Genomic DNA, 15,720 nt, shown 5'->3' on the forward strand with positions numbered 1-15,720 from the left:
TCGGTCACCAGCGAGGCTGGCCAGGCAGGACCCCGCGGAGCGCCAGGCCGCCCCCGCCGGCCAGCAAGCCATGGCCGGCCTCCTGGGCAACCCCGACCGGCCGGGCCCAACACCGCCAGCGCAGCGCTCTCGTCGAACCGGGCTTCGCGCAGCTCTTCCAGCGGTTCGGCCGACACCTCGACTACCGCGGCCGCCGAGCCGTCGACACCGAGATCAAGCTCCTCGGCACCGTCCACAACCTCAGCAAACTCATCTCCAGCACCACACGATCCCGCTCTTGACTCCCGGCCGGGGAAAGCCGTGCGACAGCCTCGCCGCGGTCGCGCGGATGTTGCGAAACCTCCGTCGGACCCGGGCGGGGGTGAGCCTGCGGGGTCGGACGGGGCAGCGGCCGTTCTCTCGTGCTTCGTGACTCGACATCTCGAAGCGTGGAGAACGGCCGCCTCCGCTGTCTCGGGAAGAACCGCCGATCAGCAGGTCGGGTGACCTGCGAGGTTAAACGCCAAGCTGAGAGCCGGCCTGGCGCTGACGGACGGCCGGTGCTGACGGCGGGGTGTGCGGGTGGGGCGGCCGAGGACCGGGTGGGTCGGCGACGCTCGGTGGTCGGAAGGTCTCGATCTGCCAACGAGTGGGGATTCGGTGGACGGTGCGTGTGCGGTTCCTGCTTGAATCGCACGACTCATCCAAACGGAACGGAGCGTTCTCCACCCATGCCTTCACGGATACCCGGTCGCCGCCGGGCCGGCCTGGCCGGATTCGCCGGACTCGTCCTCACCGTCGGCCTGGCGCTGACCGGTTGCGACCCGTCGGCGGCCGACAGCGCCGCCACGGCCTCGGCCACGCCGACCGCGGCAACTACCACGGCCGCGGCCGCGGTGACCACTCCGCCGGCGGCTCCTGCGGCGCCGGCCCCGGTCAGCACCCCGCCGGCCGAGCCGGCGCCCGCCGCCCCGGTGGCCACGCCCCCGCCCGCGGCGCCTTCGGCCCAGCCCGGTGCCCACTCGCAGGCGCCCGCCACCAAGGCGCCGCAGCCGAAGGTGACCACCGCCCAGCCGCCGACCGACCCCGAGCCCCCCGCGGCGGCCGGGGCCGGCGCCGGGTGCGAGATCCGCTCGAACGCGGGCAACTGCTACGAGGCCGGGCAGTTCTGCCGCAACGCGGACCTGGGCAAGAGCACCCACGAGGCCGGCGGCCGGGTGATCTACTGCCGGATGGTCAGCGGGAAGCCGCACTGGCAGGCCTGAGGCCCCTCGGCCCGGGGCGGTCCGCGCTCAGATGTCGATGACGCCCAGGGTGTCCCAGAACAGGTGCTCGTAACCCTGGAGCAGCAGCCCGTACTCGCGTGCGGTGTCCATGGTCGGCTCGTCCAGCCGGCCCGGGCCCAGCGCGTCGGCGGCCTGCTGCTCCAGTTCGGGAGCGGGCCGGGCGAAGAAGTCGAAGAACGCGCAGGCCCCGTCGGAGAACCCGTACTGGTGGCGCAGGGCCTGCGCGATGGCGGCGCAGTAGCCGCCCCAGGCGGCGAAGTTGGCGACCAGGGCGACGGCCGCGGCGTCGGGCTCGCCGTTCAGGGCGAGCCAGGCGAGGTAGTGGGGGTAGGCCTGGCAACCAGGCAGCGGCGGGTGGGACTCCAGCGCGCGGCGGTCGAGGCCGACGGCGGCGCCGAGGTCGGGCAGGGTTCGTAGTGCGGCGCTCTCGCCCTCGGCCATGGTGGCGAACCAGGCGCTGACCGGCCGGTCCGCGCAGCGACCGGCGAGCAGCAGCAGGCTGCGGCGGTCGGAGCGGATGATCCGGTGCTGCTGGGCGGCGAGTTCGGCCAGTGCCGAGCGCGGCGCGGTGCCGTCGGCGAGTGCTGTGACCAGAGCGGGGGCGGTGTCGCCGGGCGCCAGTTCGGCGCGCAGGGCGTGGATCTGGTCGAGGATCGGGTGGTTCACCGGTGCCTCCGGGGTGCGGTTCGGTCCGGTGCCATTCCTACCGTCCGGCGGTGCCCGTGCGGCGGCGACAGGCCGGGCCCGGGGCGGGGACGCGCCCTCGGCCGGGCGGTGCGCCCGGCCGGGAGCCGGTCGAGTGGGCGGCCGTGAGTCGGTGGCGGCGGGTGGGTGGGGGCGGGTGCTCCGTCCGTCAGGAGTCCGCGCAGGCCTTGCCGATGTCGCCGGCGGCGTCGGTGATCGGCTTGAAGTCGGGCTGCTTGCCCTTGGAGACCCGGTCGATGGCGTCGTTGACGGCCTTGGAGAGCCGGTCGGCGGCCGCGTCGGCCTTGCCCCCGTTGTCCTGGCGGATCTTCTTCGCATCGTCGGCGACCTTCTTCAGGGCCTCGACGGTGTGGGTGCGGCGGCTGTCGTCGGTGATCTGCCCGACGTTGACCGCCGAATCCGCGAGGTCCTGGACGTCGCCGGTGAGGCTGATCGCCCGCTTTCCGCAGTCCAGGGCCTGGTCGGCGTCGCACGCTGTGAACAGCGGGGCCGCGAGGAGCAGCGCGAGCGCGGTGGCGGCCAGGCGGTACGGCTTCCTTGTCATGTCTGTATCCCTCCCACCGGGTCAACGCCGGTATGCCGTGTGGCGGTTCCGGGTGGCTGTGTGAACTGTTGGGAAAGTCCTTGCTCTCGGGGGAGGAGGTGCCCCGTCGGTTGGTCCGGGCAGGGCAGGGCAGGGAGGGCAGGGCGGGGCGGGGCAGAGCGGGGCGGGGTAGGGCAGGGCGGGCGGGGCCGGGTGCCGGGTGTTCACCCCGGGGAGACGTCCGCGGGGTGAACACCCGGGCCGGTCCTACCGGTCGGCGGAGTCGGACAGGTCGCGCACCAGGCCGGCGATGGTCGGGACGGCCACCGCGTGCGCGTCGGCCGCCCGCAGCACGGCGCCGCCGATGGCGTCCAGCTCGGTCGGTCGGCCGGCCTCCACGTCGCGCTGCATCGAGGACTTCATCGCCTCGGGAAGGCGGTCGAAGGAGGCGAGCAGGGTCTGGGCGTCCGCCGGCGCGCCGACCGCCCGGGTGACGGCGGCGATCTCGTCCAGCACGGCGAGGAGTTCGGCCCGGTGCTCGGTGCGCACGGTGCCGATCCCGCTCGCGTGACGGGTGGTGAGCAGGGCGAACGGGGCGAGGAAGGAGAGCTTGCTCCACAGCATCGCCGTCTCGTCCTCGCGCAGCACGACGTCCAGCCCGCTGTGCCGCAGCTGCTCGGCGAACTCGGCCACGGGGGAGTCGGGTTCGGTGGTCGCGCCGAGTTCGATGGTGGCGAACGGGCTGGTGTGTTCGATCCGCCCGGGTGCCGTCCGGGTGGCCTCGACCCGGATGGTGCCGGCCACCACCCGTCCGGCCGGGTAGCGCTCGCGCAGCAGCGCCATGTGGTCCAGGCCGTTGAGCAGCGGCACCACGATCCCGGTGCCGAGCACCTGCGGGGGCATCCGGTCGAGCGCGGCGGCCAGCGCCGTCTCCTTGACCGTCACGAAGGCCGCGTCGACCGGCTCGCGCAGCTCGGTCGCGGCCTCCACCCGGGCGGTGAACTCGCCGAACCGGCCGCTGCGGACGTGCAGTCCGTCCCGCTCGATGGCGGCTGCGGTCGCCTCGCCGGCCAGGCAGACGACCCGGTGGCCGTCGCGGGCGAGCAGCCCGCCGATCAGTCCGCCGACGCCGCCCGGTCCGAGGACGGCGACGGTCAAGGGTGTGGTGGTCATGGTGACTCCCGTGGATGGATGGATGGGTGGGTGGGGGCGGGTGGATGGAGGGGGCCCTCGTTGCGCAGGTAGCGCTGGAAGTCGGCCCGTCGGTCCATCGCCCGGTCGACGCCGTCCGGCAGCGGCACCACGTCCAGGTGGTACTCGACCGGGGTCCGCTCGCCGTCGGGTTCGCAGCGCCAGAGCGTACGACCCCGGGTGCCGGGCGGCCCGATCACCGCGAAGGGCGGTATGCGCCCGTCGGGTTGGACCAGCAGCAGGCCGTCGCCCCGCTCCGGGTCGAGGCCGCCCATGAGCTCGTCCTCCTCCTCCAGGAAGAGGTACGCCAGCCGGACCGGCTCGCCCGGGACGGGGAACTGCCCGATGAACACCAGGGGTTCACCGGTGGTGGGGGAGAGCGGCCAGGTGGGCTCGGTCAACCAAGAAGGCTCGCCGCCGAGTTTGGGGACGGGTGCGGTGATCGGCCGCTCGGCCGGGCGCGGGGACAGCTGCCTGCGAGGGAGGAAGGCGGCGTCGTGCGGACCGGTGGCGGTACCGGTCGGGTGGGGGATCATCCGGCGGCCCCGGCGGGGGCATGGTGCCCGGTGGGTGCTCCGTGCTCTGCGGGTGCTTCGTGCCCGGTGGGTGCGCCCTCCTCGGCGGGGGCGGACAGGGAGGCGTAGTCGAAGGCGGACGGCTTCTCGCGGCGCGGCTTGCGACCCGGGGCGGGCGGTAGGCGCCGGGGGCCGGGCGCCCGGTGGAGGAAGAGCGCTCCATGGCGGAGGTTGCCGCCGCCGGGATCGGGCACCGGCAGGCCCTCGGCGCGCAGCGCCTCGACCAGCTCGTGCGCCGGCCGACCCAGCAGGTCGATCCCGTGGTAGCCGACCGGGCAGGCGGGGCGGTCGTCGCTCGGGTTCCGGCCGACCGTGACGGAGTGGAGGCGGTCGTGGTCGTCGGCGCCGATGGTGACGCTCACCCCGGGCAGCTCGAAGGCCAGCGCCCAGGAGCAGCCGCAGACGAAGGTGCTCCGCACCCCGTCGGGCAGCAGGCCGGCGTGCGGGGCCAGCAGCGCGCGCACCTCCGCCTCGGTGAGGCAGAAGCGGAGCTCGGGCAGCGGGGCGGGCAGGCCGACGCCGCGACCGGGCAGCAGGTCGATGGTCACCTGATCATGATCGCCCGTCAGGCGGACGGTCGAGGAGCCGGGGGGTGGAAGAGCCGGGGGGGGAAGAGGCGGGCAGATCGCGTTCGACCACTGACGGCGTCCGGAAGTGACCGCAGGCGGGCTCTCGCCGGGTCAGATGACCTCGGCCTGACCCGGGGTGACGCAGTAGGAGTACTCGCCGACCTCCACGGTGTAGCCCTTCGGTGGTTCCAGGGATGTCGTCCACCAGATCCCGGTGATCTCCCCTACGGCCGTCGTCTCGCCCGGGGAGTCCGACTCGATGCGGATTCGGACGCGGGTTCTTTCGGGCAGGTCGCTGCGATAACGGGGCGGCATTCCGGGATGAAGCCCTCCCCGGGAGACAAGGAACTCTGGCCGTAGTCCCCAGGGCCTGCCGTCCTCGGTCTCCACCGAGTAGAACGGTCCGACGTAGCCGTCGCGCTCGTCCTGCTCGATGACACACCCGATGATCACACCGCGGCTGCCCACGATCTCCGGCCCGAGCCAGCCCAGCTCCTGCATGGGTGGATTCGGCGTCGTCAGTTCCACCAACTCGCCGTAGGCCAGAGTGGCTCGCTCGGGCCAGGGAGTCTCGTCCAACAGCCACCGTTGCTCGACCGTCATGGGCGCCTCTTGTTCCTGGCCTCGGTTGACCCACTGCAGTCTAACGGCGAAGCGGCTGGCCGAAGTGGCCTGGTCAGCCCTCCAGCCGCGTGCTCAGAAGACTTCGCTCACTGCCACATCGGATCTACTCGTCCAGGGTGCGGAAGGCGACGGCTGTGCGGCGAGGGGGAGCGCGCGGATGGCGGTGGACGAACGACTGGCGGCGGACGAACGACTGGCGGCGGACGCGCCCCTTGTGGCGGTGGTCCGGGCGCGGGACGTCGACGCGGTGTGGGAGGCGCTCTGCGCCGGTGCGGACTCGGACGCCCGCACCACGTACGGGCTGCCCCTGCTGTGGGCGGCTGTGGACGGCTTCGATCACGAGGTCGCCGCCGTCCTGGTCAAGCACGGCGCCGACCCGGACCGTCCGCTGCCCGACGGGACGACCCCGTTGCTGCGCGCCGTGGACCTCGGCTCCCCGGCGCTGGTCGGGGCGGTCCTCGGCAAGGACCCGGCGCTGCGACTGCCCGCCGCGGCCCGCGCACGGCTGCTCGCACTGGCCAGGTCCTCTCCGAGGGGGTTTAGCACCACCTGCGGGGTTCGGTTTCCCGAACCCCGGATTCGGGTGCCAGCACAATCGATCTCCCGGCCCCGGACGCCCACGATGGAGGGCATGAACGGGATGACGACAGCCGCCGCCACGGTGGCGCACGACGGAGTGACGGGCTCCGCCCTGAGCGCGGCCGGGCTGCACCGGGAGTACGGGCGCGGCGCGGCGGCGGTACGGGCGCTGCGCGGGGTCTCGGTAGCCTTCGCACCGGGGACGTTCACGGCGGTGATGGGGCCGTCGGGATCCGGCAAGACCACCCTGCTGCACTGCCTGGCCGGCATGGACCGCCCCACCAGGGGCACCGTGCGGTGGGGCGACACCGAGGTGTCCGGGCTGCCCGAGCGGCGGCTGGCGGAGCTGCGCCGCACCCGGGTGGGGTTCGTGTTCCAGGCCTTCAACCTGATGTCCGCGATGACGGTCGCGCAGAACGTCGAACTGCCGGGGCGGCTGGCCGGGCGGCCGCCGGAGCGGGCCCGGGTGCGCGAGGCGCTGGCCCGGGTCGGGCTGGCCGGGCGCGAGCGGCAGCGGCCCGGGCAGCTGTCGGGCGGTCAGCAGCAGCGGGTGGCGATAGCCAGGGCGTTGGTCTCCCGGCCGGAGGTGCTGTTCGCCGACGAGCCGACCGGCGCGCTGGACCGTGCCACCGGGCAGGCCGTCCTGGCCCTGCTTCGCGCGGGCGTCGACGCCGACGGGCAGACGTGCGTGATGGTCACCCACGACCCGGTCGCCGCCGGGTACGCGGACCGGGTGCTGCTGCTGGCCGACGGCCTGCTGGTGGACGAGCTAACCAGGCCGACGGCCGCACAGGTCGGCGAGCGGCTGAGCCGGTTGGGAGGGTGAGCGCGATGAACAGTCCCGTACTGAGTCTCTCGGCGGGGCAGATCCGTCGCCGACCGGCCTCCTTCGCCGGGCTGGGGACGGCACTGTTCCTGGCGGTGGCGGCGGTGACGCTGTTCGGTTCGCTGGTCGCCGCACAGGTCACGGCGCCGGACGCGGCGAAGCGGGCGGCGGTCCCCGGGCCGGGGCTGGTGCTGATCGCCGGGGCGTTCGGCGAGATCGCCGTCCTGGTCGCGCTGTTCGTGGTCGTCAACGCGCTCGGCTTCACCCTGCGCCAGCAGCACCGCGACCTCGCGCTGCTGCGTACCGTCGCGGCGACACCCCGTCAGGTGCGCAGGGTGGTCCGCGCGCAGGTGGCGGTGACGGTCCTGCTGGTGGCCGTGCCCGGCGGCCTGGTGGGATTCCTCGCCGCCCGGGCGTTCCTCGCCGCACTCCAGGAGCGCGGCATGGCCGCACCGGGGCTGCGTATACCCGGGGCGCCGGTGCCGGCGCTGATCGGCATCGGGGTGGCGCTGCTGGTCGGCCTGGCGGCCACCGCCGTGGCGGCCCGCCGGATCACCGGGCCGGCCCCGGCCGTCGCGCTGGCCGGGGGCGGCGGGCCACGGCGGACGGGAGTGCCGCGGCTGCTCGCCGGGCTGGCGGTGCTCGCGGGCGGTGGGCTGCTGCTGCGACTGGCGGCGAGCCGACCGGCCGGAGAGCTGGACAAGGCGGGGCAGGCCTCGCTGCTCGGCTCGCTGGTGCTGCTGGTCGCAGTCGGACTGCTGGCGCCGGTCGCGGCGCGGGGCCTGGCAGCCGTGCTCGGCGCCCCGGTGCGGATGCTGGCGCCCAGGACCGGCTGGCTGGCGGACGCCAACCTGCGCGGCTACGCGGCCCGGCTCTCCTCGGCGGTGGTGCCGGTCGCGCTGCTTGTGGGGCTCTCCGGCACCATGCTGGTGCTCACCAGCACGGCCGAGTACGTCGCCCGGGAGACGGGTGCCGCGACCAGCGTCACCAAGGCGAGCGACATCTGGCTGCGTGAGATGGAACTCGGGCTGCTGGTCTGCTTCGCGGCGGTCTCCACGGTCAACACCCTGGTGGCGCTCACCGCCGACCGGCGCCGCGAGTTCGCGCTGCTGCGCCTGGTCGGGGCGACGAGGCGGCAGCTGCTGCGGATGCTCTCCGTGGAGGCGGTCCTGACCACGGCGATCGGTGTGCTGCTGGGGGCGGCGGTGGCGGCCGCGGCCTCGGGGGCGTTCAGCCTGGCGGTGACGGGCTCGGCGGCGCCGGTCGTACCGGGAGCGGCGTGCGCCCGGGTGGTGCTGGGGGCGGCGGTGCTCACGGTTCCGGGGATCGTCGGCACGGGGCTGTGGGCGGTCGGCGGCTCGGCGGTGGAGGCGACGGGCGGGGAACGGGGGTGAGGCGGGGGGAGGTAGCAGGCGGCGTCGACGGCGGGCCGCGCACGGCGGGCCGGGGAAGTGGGCCGGGCACGGTGTCGGTGGACCGGCTGTCCGGTGGGTCGTGAGCGAGGAAGGGCAGGTGAGTGGGTGGTTCCCGTGGTGCCCGTGGTTCCTGGTGGATGCTGGGGGCCGGTCGGCGGGTGAGTGGTGAGGTGGATGGTGGCTGAGCGGCAGCGGTACCGGTCGGTGCGCGGCGGTGAACTGGCCTTCGCGGTGCTCGGGTTGCCGCTCGGGGTGCTCGGCGGGGTGTACGCGGTCGCCGTCCTCTACGCCGGTGCGCTGCTCTCGCTCACCGTGCTGGGCCTGCCCTTCGTGGTCGCCGCGCTGCTCGGGGCGACGCGGCTCGGCGGGCTGCACCGGTGGCTGGTCGGGCGGCTGCTCGGGGAGGAGGTGCCCGCACCGCCGCCGCTGCCGCGTCCGTCCGGGGCGTTCGCCCGGGGCCGGGCGGTGCTGACCGATCCGGCGGCCTGGCGGACGCTGCTCTACCTGCTCCTGCGGCTGCCGCTGGGCGTGCTCGGCTTCCCCGCCGTGGTCGGACTGCCGCTCGGCAGCGTCTGGCTGGTGGGCTTCCCGCTCTGGGCGCGGATGATGGAGCCGGGCCCGAGGTCGACCGGTCTGCTGGACCTCAGTGCGATCCCGGCCGGCCTCGCGGTGCTGGCCGTCGTCCCCGCCGTGGTGCGAACGCTCGCCGGGGCGGACCGTACGCTGGCCCGCACCCTGCTCGGGCCGGTGCGCTCGCAGCAGCGGGTGCGTCAGCTGGAGGAGGCCCGGGCCACCCTGCTGGCCGACAGCACCGATCGGCTGCGCCGCCTGGAACGCGACCTGCACGACGGCACCCAGGCGCAACTGGTCGCGCTCGCCATCACACTGTCCCTGGCCGACGACGCGCTGGGGAACGGCCCGGTGGGTGAGACCGCGGTGGGCCAGACCGCGGTGGGTGAGGGGGCGGCGGGCCGGGCCGGCCCCGGGAGGAGCGGCCCGCTCGGCGCGGCCGGGCCCGACCTCGGGCGGCTGCGCACCCTGCTCGACCGGGCTCGCGGGCAGGCAGACGACACCATCACCGGCCTGCGTCGGCTGACCCGGGGCATCCACCCGGTGGCGCTGGACGGCGGACTGGCCGAGGCGCTGCCGGGTCTGACCGCCACCTCGCCGGTGCCGGTCGACGTCCGGCTGGACCTGCGGGAGCGTCCCGAGGAGGTGATCGAGCGGGCCGTCTACTTCTGCGCGGCCGAGTTGCTGACCAACGTGGCCAAGCACAGCGGCGCGCGGTCGGCGGAGCTGAGCGTGACGGCGGCCGACGGGAGGGTCCGGCTGACCGTGCGCGACGACGGACACGGCGGGGCCGCGATCGGGACGGGCACCGGGCTGGCCGGCCTGGCCGAGCGGCTCGCGGCCGTGGACGGAAGGCTGCGGGTGGACAGCCCGGCCGGCGGGCCGACGGTGGTCAGCGCCGACCTGCCCGGCCGGCTCTGACGGGCGGGCACGGGCCCGAGCCCTCGGGGCCGCGTCCGATTCAGGCGCCGCTCTCCGCGAGGTAGGCGAGCACGGCCTTGACCCGCCGGTTGTCCGCGTCGGTCGCGGGCAGCTCGAACTTGCCGAACACGGCGGCGACGTGTTTCTCCACCGCCCGCTCCGAGACCACCAGCAGCGTGGCGATCGAGCGGTTGGAGTGCCCCTGCGCCATCAGCTCCAGCACCTCCCGCTCGCGCGGGGTGAGCGCGTCCACCCGGTTGCGCCGCCCGCCGTGCATCAGGCCGTCGACGATCTCCGGGTCGAGGGCCGTGCCGCCCGCGGCGACCCGGTGCAGGGCGTCCACGAACTCGGAGGTGCGGGCCACGCGTTCCTTGAGCAGGTAGCCGATGCCGGCGGCGCCGTCGGCCAGCAGCCGGGCCGCCCAGGCGGTCTCGACGTGCTGGGAGAAGACCAGGATGCCGACCTCGGGCAGCGCGGCCCGGATCTCCACCGCGGCCCGGATGCCCTCGTCGGTGTGGGTGGGCGGCATCCGGATGTCCACCACGGCCACGTCGGGCCGGTGCCCGGTGACGGCGGCGACCAGCTCGGGCGCCGTCCCGGCGGTGGCGACCACGGCGCATCCCCGGGCGGTGAGGAGTTCGACCATGCCGTCCCGGAGGATCACCGAGTCCTCGGCGAGGACGACGCGGAGCTGCTTGTCGATCATGCCGTCATTATCCGGTCCGGGGCTCCGGAGAATCCTTCAGTCTGGACTGTACAGTCCAGACTGATGAAACTACCGTGGAGCCGTGACCGTGAAGCGAACCGCCCGCGCCGCCACCGCGGCCCGCAACGCCCCGCCCGAGCCTGTCGCGTCCGCCGAGACCGCCGAGACCGCCGAGTTCACGGGATCCGCCGAGCCCGCGGAGGTCGCCCGGACCGGCGCCTCCGTGGTTCCCGACACTGCGGCGTCGGCCGCCCGTGAGCTGCGCGCCGTGTTCAGCCGGTTGCGCCGCACCCTCCGGGAGACCGGCGGCTCCAGCGACCTGACCCCGTCCCAGACCGCCGTGCTCAGTCGGCTGATCGGTGACGGTCCGGCCTCCGCCAGTGCGCTGGCCGCCGCCGAGCGGGTCCGTCCGCAGTCGATGGCCGCCACCCTCGCCGCGCTCGAACAGCACGGACTGGTCGGACGGCGCCCCGACCCCGAGGACGGGCGCCGTCAGCTGGTCAGCCTCACCGAGGCCGGCCTGGCGTACGTCGCGGACAGCCGCCAGGCCCGCCAGGAGTGGCTGACTATGGCCATGGCGCAGCACTACACCGAGGCCGAGCGTGCCACCATGCTGGAGGCACTGGCCCTGATGGACCGGTTGAACCGGCGATGACCGGCCCGGCCGCTCTGCTGGCCCGGCTCCTTCCCCGCCGTCCGCAGCCCGCTCAGGACGGCGGGTTCGACCGCCGACTGATCGCACCGATGGTGCTCGGCTCGGTGCTCAACCCGATCAACTCGTCGATGATCGCGGTGGCCCTGGTGCCCGTGGGCGCCGCCTTCGGTGCGCCGCCCGCCGAGACCGCCTGGCTGGTCACCGCGCTCTACCTGGCCACCGCCGTCGGTCAGCCGGTGATCGGGCGGCTGGTGGACACCCACGGCCCGCGCCGGCTCTACCTCGCCGGGACGGCGCTGGTCGGCCTCGCCGGGCTGCTCGGCGCGCTCGCCCCGTCGCTCGGGCTGCTGATCGCCGCCCGGGTGCTGCTCGGGCTGGGCACCTCCGCGGCCTACCCCGCCGCGATGCACCTGACCCGCGGCGAGGCCGAGCGGACCGGGCGGTCCAGCCCCACCGGGGTGCTGACGGTCCTGGCCGTCGCCAACCAGACCGTCGCCGTGGTCGGCCCCACACTCGGCGGGCTGCTGATCGGCGCGGGCGGCTGGCGGACGGTCTTCGCCGTCAACGTCCCGCTGTCGCTGGCCTGTCTGGCGCTCGGCGCCGCCCGGCTGCCCGTCACCGAGCGCCACCCCGACGGCGACAACGGCTCCCGTCCCGACCGTCCCGAAGGCCCTGAAGGCCCCGACCGCCCCGACGGCCCCGACCGTCCCGACGGCCCGGAGCGCCCCGACGGCCCGGAGCGCCCCGCCCGTCCGGAGCGCCCCGAAGGCCCCGCCCGCCCGGAGCGCCTCGACCACGCCGGGATCGCACTGTTCGCCGTCCTCCTGCTCGCCCTGATGCTGTTCCTGATGACGCCCGACCCGGCGCGCTGGTACCTGCCGGCGCTCGCCGTCCTGGCGGCCGTCGCCTTCACCGTCCGCGAGCGGCGGGCCCGTAACCCCTTCATCGACCTGCGGGCGCTCGCCGCCAACCGCCCGCTGATCGCCACCTACCTGCGCCAGGTCCTCGGCTACACCGCTGTCTACGCCTTCCTCTACGGCTACACCCAGTGGCTGGAGGAGGGGCGCGGCCTGTCGGCCGCCACCACCGGACTGGTGCTGCTGCCGCTCTCGCTGACCGCGCTCACGGCCGCCGGCCTCAGCGGCCGCAGCCCGGGCGTGCGCGGCAAGCTGCTGGTCGGTTCCGTCTGCCAGATCGCCTCCTGCGCCGCCCTGTTGCTGGTGCACGCGAGCAGCCCGGGCGCCCTGCTGATCGCGGTCGGGGTACTGGCGGGCGCCTCCCAGGGGCTGATCGGGCTCGGCACCCAGACCGCTCTCTACCACCAGGCCGACCCGGCCGCCATCGCCTCGGCGGCCGGGCTGCTGCGCACCTTCATGTACCTCGGGGCCATGGCGGCCTCGGCCGCGAACGCCGCCTTCTTCCCGCACGGCGCCACCACGGGTGGGCTGCACCACCTCGCGCTGTTCATGCTCGGTGGAGCGGCTCTGCTCTTTCTCCTCACGCTGCCGGACCGTTCCCTCGGCCGATTGGGAAAGCCGCCGACGGAACAGTGACGATGGATCGGCTGGACCTGGTCACGAGGCCTGGCGGCAGGTGCACACCACTTCGGGAGGCGCCTCGCCCGGGCCGTGGTCGATGGCCATGAGAACGGGTTCTGGTCCAAGCTCTGTGACGAGGTGACAGCGAGTGTTGTCGGCCGCATGTGATTGGGTGCGCGGAGAGTTCTGCAGCCGGATCGGCTCATCTCGGGCGGGCGCGGGTTCCCGTGCCGGGCGCGGATGCCTGGGGAGAGCTCGACGGCCTCGGCCAGGTGGGCGTCCCGGGTGAGTTCGTGCAGCGTGCGCCGATCGTTTGACCCGTGCGCCTCGTCCAGCGTTCCTCGTCCGGCCAGTCGCGAACCGGGCAAGCCGTCGGCATGTGGACGGCCCGCCGGACCGGGAGGGTCGGGCGGGCCGTTCGGGCGGTGCGGCGGTGGTAGCGGGGTCGGTGGTGGCCGGGTCAGTGGTGGTCCGGGTGGTCGGTGAGCACGGTGGTGAAGATCGGCTCGCCGTGCTGGTGGCCGGTCACCGTGATGGTGACGGCGTCCGGGGTGTCACCGGGGGTGTGCCGGGCGGTGATCGTGGTGGGGGCGTCGTGTTCGGCGTACCGGTGGAAGGTGGTGGCCGCGGCGGCCGGGGTGATGGTGGCCGGGCTGATCAGCGCGTTGGCCGCCTGTCGGGCCGCCTCCAGCAGCACCATGCCGGGCATGTGGTCGTTGGCGTGGTCGAAGAGGGTCGGGTGCCGGAAGTCGGGGGTGAGGTGCCAGCTTCCGGGGGCGTCCGCCGGGGTCAGCACGACGTCGCACGGGCGGAGTCGGCCGACCCGGGCCGGCGGGAGCGGTTCGGCGGTCACGAGCGGTGCCGACGGGTGCTCGGCGTCGTGGCGTCCCTGGCGCAGCCGCTGGTAGGTGGAGTCCGGGACGGTGGTGAAGCGGGTGTGCCCGGTGGCGGCGAGCTGCGGGCCCCGTCGGACGACGGTTTCCAGCGTGAAGTCGACCGCGGTGCCGGAGCGGCGCGGCCGGGCGAGGAGCTGGACGTCGAGGGTGAGGTCGGTCGGCGCGGCACCGATGAGCAGCTGGTGCGGGCGGGTGGTGTAGTCGAGGTTCCACATCATGAACTTGTGGTCGAGCGGTACGCCGAACCGCGTGTGGGCGAGGTAGAGCCCGGCTTGGCGAATCGTTTCAGCAGCTTGGAGCGGGTCGTGCTGGGTGCCGTCCGGGGTGCTGAAGAAGGTGTGGGCTCGCGGCCACCGCGCGGTGACGGTGAAGGCGGTGGCCGTCAGCTGCTCGCTGCCGGTGAGGAAGACCTCGGCGCTGCAGACCCGGTGGACGTACTCCTTGGCGACGGTACTGGTCGGGCAGGGCGCCGGGGTTGTTGGTGCGGCCGGGTCGAGGAGGGGCGCGGAGTCCGTTTCGATGGCGAGGGCGGGCGTGGGCGTGCGGGAGGCAAGCAGAGTCATGGGGAGCACTCCGAGGGACCGGTGGCGGGCGGGGTGGGCTGCTCAGGGCTCGTAAGATACGTACCTACCGGTTTGGTTTTCAAGGAGACAGAACAATCGTTCGGCGGCCCGGTGTGATCGTACGGGCACGGTGAGTGGGGGCCGGGAGCTGGGTCGGACTCTCCCGGCGGATCCCGGGAGTCCGGACGAGATCACAGGCGTGGGATCAACTGTCGGGCAGGTCCGACGGCGTGCCCGGGCTCGGGTTCCGGAGGCCGTACTCCACGGCGGGGCTGGTGCCGAACACGTGCAGGACCGCCTGCCCGTCCGGCGAGACGTCCGCCACGAACAGCGCCTCGGGGCTGCCGGCCTCCACGAGTGCGCGCTGCACCGGCGCCACGGCCCGGCCGACGGACCGCTGCTCGCTCAGGGGCAGACTCCACCCCGTCCGGCTGATGCTTCCCACCACGGGGCGGGTGCGGTCGGGACGCACGGCCCGGAGGTGCGTCAGCAGCGGCTCCCAGGTGGCGAAGTCGTGGAGCGCGGGCACAGGTGTCCTCCGAACGGTACGGCGGGTCTCGCGTGGCGGGTGGTGGGTGGTGACGCGAAGGACCCTACCGACCGTCACCGACACCGGTGGGTCCGGATCGCTCCGGGGTGGAACGGGACGAGGAGGGCTTCCGGGCCACCGCCGTGCTGGGCGGGTTCGACGGCGGCCACGACCCGCTCGACGGCGAGGACGGAGGTCACCCCCGTCGGGGCGTCTCGGGGCGCAGCCTCAGGTAGTCGTCGAGGCGGGCCGAGGCTGTGAGCATCGCCAGGCCCCGGGTGGTGAGGCGCTGCTGCCAGCCGTCGAGGGCGGCGGCCGGCTCGCCGGTGCCGCCCGCCGTGCGGATCTGCCGCAGGACGGCGGCGATGCGGTCCAACAGATAGCCGCCCCGGCGGAGCAGGTGGGCGAGTTCGGCGTCGCGGACGTCGGACGGGAGGTAGCGGCGGTGGCCGGTGGCGCGGTCCCGGGCGGGGGCGAGGATGCCGGCGGCCTCCCAGGCCCGCAGGGTCGCGGGGGTGACACCGAGCCGGTGGGCGACCTCGCCGACGGAGCGCGGGCCGGGCAGCGCGGGAAGTCCGGTTCCGGCGGTGGTGCTGCCGGTCAGGTGGGTGCTGCCGGTCGGGCGGGTGCCGCCGGTCAGGTGGCCGACGGCTTCGCGGACGGTGGCGAGGGTCTCCCGGTCGCGCAGCAACTGGGCGTGGCCCCGGTCGAGTTCGGTGAGGGCGTCGCCGATCCGGTCGGCATGGACGGCGGTCATCACCGCGGCGGCGGCCGCGCGCCCGTACGCCGGGACGAGGGCGAGGTAGGCGCGTAGGGCGGCCGCGTGCTGCTCGGTGTAGATCCGGTACCCGGTGGGCGTGCGTTCGGCGGGCGGGAGGCAGCCGTCGCGCTCGTAGTTGCGGATCGCCTGGGTCGAGATGCCGTGCTCGCGCGCGAGGTCGGCGGGTCGCATGGTCGTCTCCCGTTCCGGGCCGGTTGGGCGTGCGGGGCCGATCGATCGTTCGGGGCTGTTTGAGGCTTTCTGCCGTCGCCGAGCGCCGGTGACGGGAAAAGTCTCAACCGTTCCTTCA

General features: G+C 74.5%; 16 protein-coding genes. 6 read left to right on the forward strand and 10 right to left on the reverse strand.

The features are described from left to right. The first annotated feature begins 710 nt into the window (after positions 1-710). Positions 711-1,244, forward strand: a complete 534-nt coding sequence (locus ACWDBE_RS24870) for a hypothetical protein (RefSeq protein WP_449790182.1) — start codon at positions 711-713, stop codon at positions 1,242-1,244. Positions 1,245-1,271: 27 nt separating this feature from the next. On the opposite strand, the gene ACWDBE_RS24875 is transcribed toward ACWDBE_RS24870, so the two are convergent. The 6 genes from ACWDBE_RS24875 to ACWDBE_RS24900 all read right to left on the reverse strand — a co-directional run bounded on the left by ACWDBE_RS24875 (position 1,272) and on the right by ACWDBE_RS24900 (position 5,431). Beyond that, positions 1,272-1,931, reverse strand: a complete 660-nt coding sequence (locus ACWDBE_RS24875; RefSeq protein WP_449809085.1) for a thiaminase II/PqqC family protein — start codon at positions 1,929-1,931, stop codon at positions 1,272-1,274. 187 nt (positions 1,932-2,118) lie between these two features. Then, positions 2,119-2,514: a hypothetical protein gene (locus ACWDBE_RS24880; RefSeq protein ID WP_449790184.1), complete on the reverse strand. Its 396-nt coding sequence runs from the start codon at positions 2,512-2,514 to the stop codon at positions 2,119-2,121. A 246-nt stretch (positions 2,515-2,760) separates the two neighbouring features. Beyond that, complete coding sequence (locus tag ACWDBE_RS24885; protein WP_449790219.1) at positions 2,761-3,666, reverse strand: ketopantoate reductase family protein; 906 nt, start codon at positions 3,664-3,666, stop codon at positions 2,761-2,763. Further along, on the reverse strand, positions 3,663-4,220 hold the full coding sequence (locus ACWDBE_RS24890; RefSeq protein WP_449809086.1) for a hypothetical protein: 558 nt from the start codon (positions 4,218-4,220) through the stop codon (positions 3,663-3,665). Before ACWDBE_RS24890 ends, ACWDBE_RS24885 begins: the two co-directional genes overlap by 4 nt. Continuing rightward, on the reverse strand, positions 4,217-4,807 hold the full coding sequence (locus tag ACWDBE_RS24895) for a hypothetical protein (protein WP_449809087.1): 591 nt from the start codon (positions 4,805-4,807) through the stop codon (positions 4,217-4,219). Before ACWDBE_RS24895 ends, ACWDBE_RS24890 begins: the two co-directional genes overlap by 4 nt. 132 nt (positions 4,808-4,939) lie before the next feature. Then, a complete protein-coding gene (locus ACWDBE_RS24900; protein ID WP_449809088.1) occupies positions 4,940-5,431 on the reverse strand; it encodes a hypothetical protein in 492 nt (163 codons plus the stop codon). Between the two features lie 661 nt (positions 5,432-6,092). On the opposite strand from ACWDBE_RS24900, the gene ACWDBE_RS24905 reads away from it, so the two are divergent. The 3 genes from ACWDBE_RS24905 to ACWDBE_RS24915 all read left to right on the forward strand — a co-directional run bounded on the left by ACWDBE_RS24905 (position 6,093) and on the right by ACWDBE_RS24915 (position 9,763). Further along, positions 6,093-6,857 carry an ABC transporter ATP-binding protein gene (locus tag ACWDBE_RS24905; RefSeq protein WP_449809110.1) on the forward strand — a complete coding sequence of 255 codons (765 nt, stop codon included), beginning with the start codon at positions 6,093-6,095 and terminating at the stop codon, positions 6,855-6,857. A gap of 5 nt (positions 6,858-6,862) precedes the next feature. Continuing rightward, entirely contained in the window at positions 6,863-8,251 is a 1,389-nt protein-coding gene (locus ACWDBE_RS24910; protein WP_449809089.1) for an FtsX-like permease family protein, read from the forward strand. A 195-nt stretch (positions 8,252-8,446) separates the two neighbouring features. Further along, the gene (locus tag ACWDBE_RS24915) at positions 8,447-9,763 is read left to right on the forward strand and encodes a sensor histidine kinase (RefSeq protein ID WP_449809090.1); all 1,317 of its coding nucleotides are present in this window, start codon (positions 8,447-8,449) and stop codon (positions 9,761-9,763) included. 40 nt (positions 9,764-9,803) lie between these two features. Here ACWDBE_RS24915 and ACWDBE_RS24920 read toward each other — a convergent pair whose 3' ends face one another. After that, positions 9,804-10,469 (reverse strand): response regulator, encoded by a 666-nt coding sequence (locus tag ACWDBE_RS24920; RefSeq protein WP_449790189.1) that lies wholly within the window; start codon positions 10,467-10,469, stop codon positions 9,804-9,806. Positions 10,470-10,551: 82 nt separating this feature from the next. On the opposite strand from ACWDBE_RS24920, the gene ACWDBE_RS24925 reads away from it, so the two are divergent. Next, positions 10,552-11,124 (forward strand): MarR family winged helix-turn-helix transcriptional regulator, encoded by a 573-nt coding sequence (locus ACWDBE_RS24925; RefSeq protein ID WP_449790190.1) that lies wholly within the window; start codon positions 10,552-10,554, stop codon positions 11,122-11,124. Continuing rightward, positions 11,121-12,677, forward strand: coding sequence for an MFS transporter (locus ACWDBE_RS24930; RefSeq protein WP_449790191.1), 1,557 nt, complete (start codon positions 11,121-11,123; stop codon positions 12,675-12,677). The genes ACWDBE_RS24925 and ACWDBE_RS24930 overlap by 4 nt, the downstream gene beginning before the upstream one ends. 445 nt (positions 12,678-13,122) lie before the next feature. Here the strand turns inward: ACWDBE_RS24930 and ACWDBE_RS24935 are convergent, their stop codons facing one another. The 3 genes from ACWDBE_RS24935 to ACWDBE_RS24945 form a co-directional block, all read right to left on the reverse strand. Beyond that, a complete protein-coding gene (locus tag ACWDBE_RS24935) occupies positions 13,123-14,121 on the reverse strand; it encodes a ScbA/BarX family gamma-butyrolactone biosynthesis protein (protein ID WP_449809091.1) in 999 nt (332 codons plus the stop codon). A 205-nt stretch (positions 14,122-14,326) separates the two neighbouring features. Further along, positions 14,327-14,650: a hypothetical protein gene (locus ACWDBE_RS24940; protein WP_449790193.1), complete on the reverse strand. Its 324-nt coding sequence runs from the start codon at positions 14,648-14,650 to the stop codon at positions 14,327-14,329. Between the two features lie 196 nt (positions 14,651-14,846). Then, the gene (locus tag ACWDBE_RS24945; RefSeq protein WP_449809092.1) at positions 14,847-15,602 is read right to left on the reverse strand and encodes a TioE family transcriptional regulator; all 756 of its coding nucleotides are present in this window, start codon (positions 15,600-15,602) and stop codon (positions 14,847-14,849) included. Between the last annotated feature and the right edge of the window lie 118 nt (positions 15,603-15,720).

It is taken from the genome of Kitasatospora sp. NPDC001132 (genome assembly GCF_053598415.1).

Bases quoted from the DNA above. Each gene is read 5' to 3' on its own strand.
- ACWDBE_RS24870 (WP_449790182.1), top strand. From the start codon at position 711: ATGCCTTCACGGATACCCGGTCGCCGCCGGGCCGGCCTGGCCGGATTC.
- ACWDBE_RS24880 (WP_449790184.1), bottom strand. From the start codon at position 2,514: ATGACAAGGAAGCCGTACCGCCTGGCCGCCACCGCGCTCGCGCTGCTC.
- ACWDBE_RS24885 (WP_449790219.1), bottom strand. From the start codon at position 3,666: ATGACCACCACACCCTTGACCGTCGCCGTCCTCGGACCGGGCGGCGTC.
- ACWDBE_RS24890 (WP_449809086.1), bottom strand. From the start codon at position 4,220: ATGATCCCCCACCCGACCGGTACCGCCACCGGTCCGCACGACGCCGCC.
- ACWDBE_RS24900 (WP_449809088.1), bottom strand. From the start codon at position 5,431: ATGACGGTCGAGCAACGGTGGCTGTTGGACGAGACTCCCTGGCCCGAG.
- ACWDBE_RS24905 (WP_449809110.1), top strand. From the start codon at position 6,093: ATGACGACAGCCGCCGCCACGGTGGCGCACGACGGAGTGACGGGCTCC.
- ACWDBE_RS24910 (WP_449809089.1), top strand. From the start codon at position 6,863: ATGAACAGTCCCGTACTGAGTCTCTCGGCGGGGCAGATCCGTCGCCGA.
- ACWDBE_RS24915 (WP_449809090.1), top strand. From the start codon at position 8,447: ATGGTGGCTGAGCGGCAGCGGTACCGGTCGGTGCGCGGCGGTGAACTG.
- ACWDBE_RS24920 (WP_449790189.1), bottom strand. From the start codon at position 10,469: ATGATCGACAAGCAGCTCCGCGTCGTCCTCGCCGAGGACTCGGTGATC.
- ACWDBE_RS24930 (WP_449790191.1), top strand. From the start codon at position 11,121: ATGACCGGCCCGGCCGCTCTGCTGGCCCGGCTCCTTCCCCGCCGTCCG.
- ACWDBE_RS24935 (WP_449809091.1), bottom strand. From the start codon at position 14,121: ATGACTCTGCTTGCCTCCCGCACGCCCACGCCCGCCCTCGCCATCGAA.
- ACWDBE_RS24945 (WP_449809092.1), bottom strand. From the start codon at position 15,602: ATGCGACCCGCCGACCTCGCGCGCGAGCACGGCATCTCGACCCAGGCG.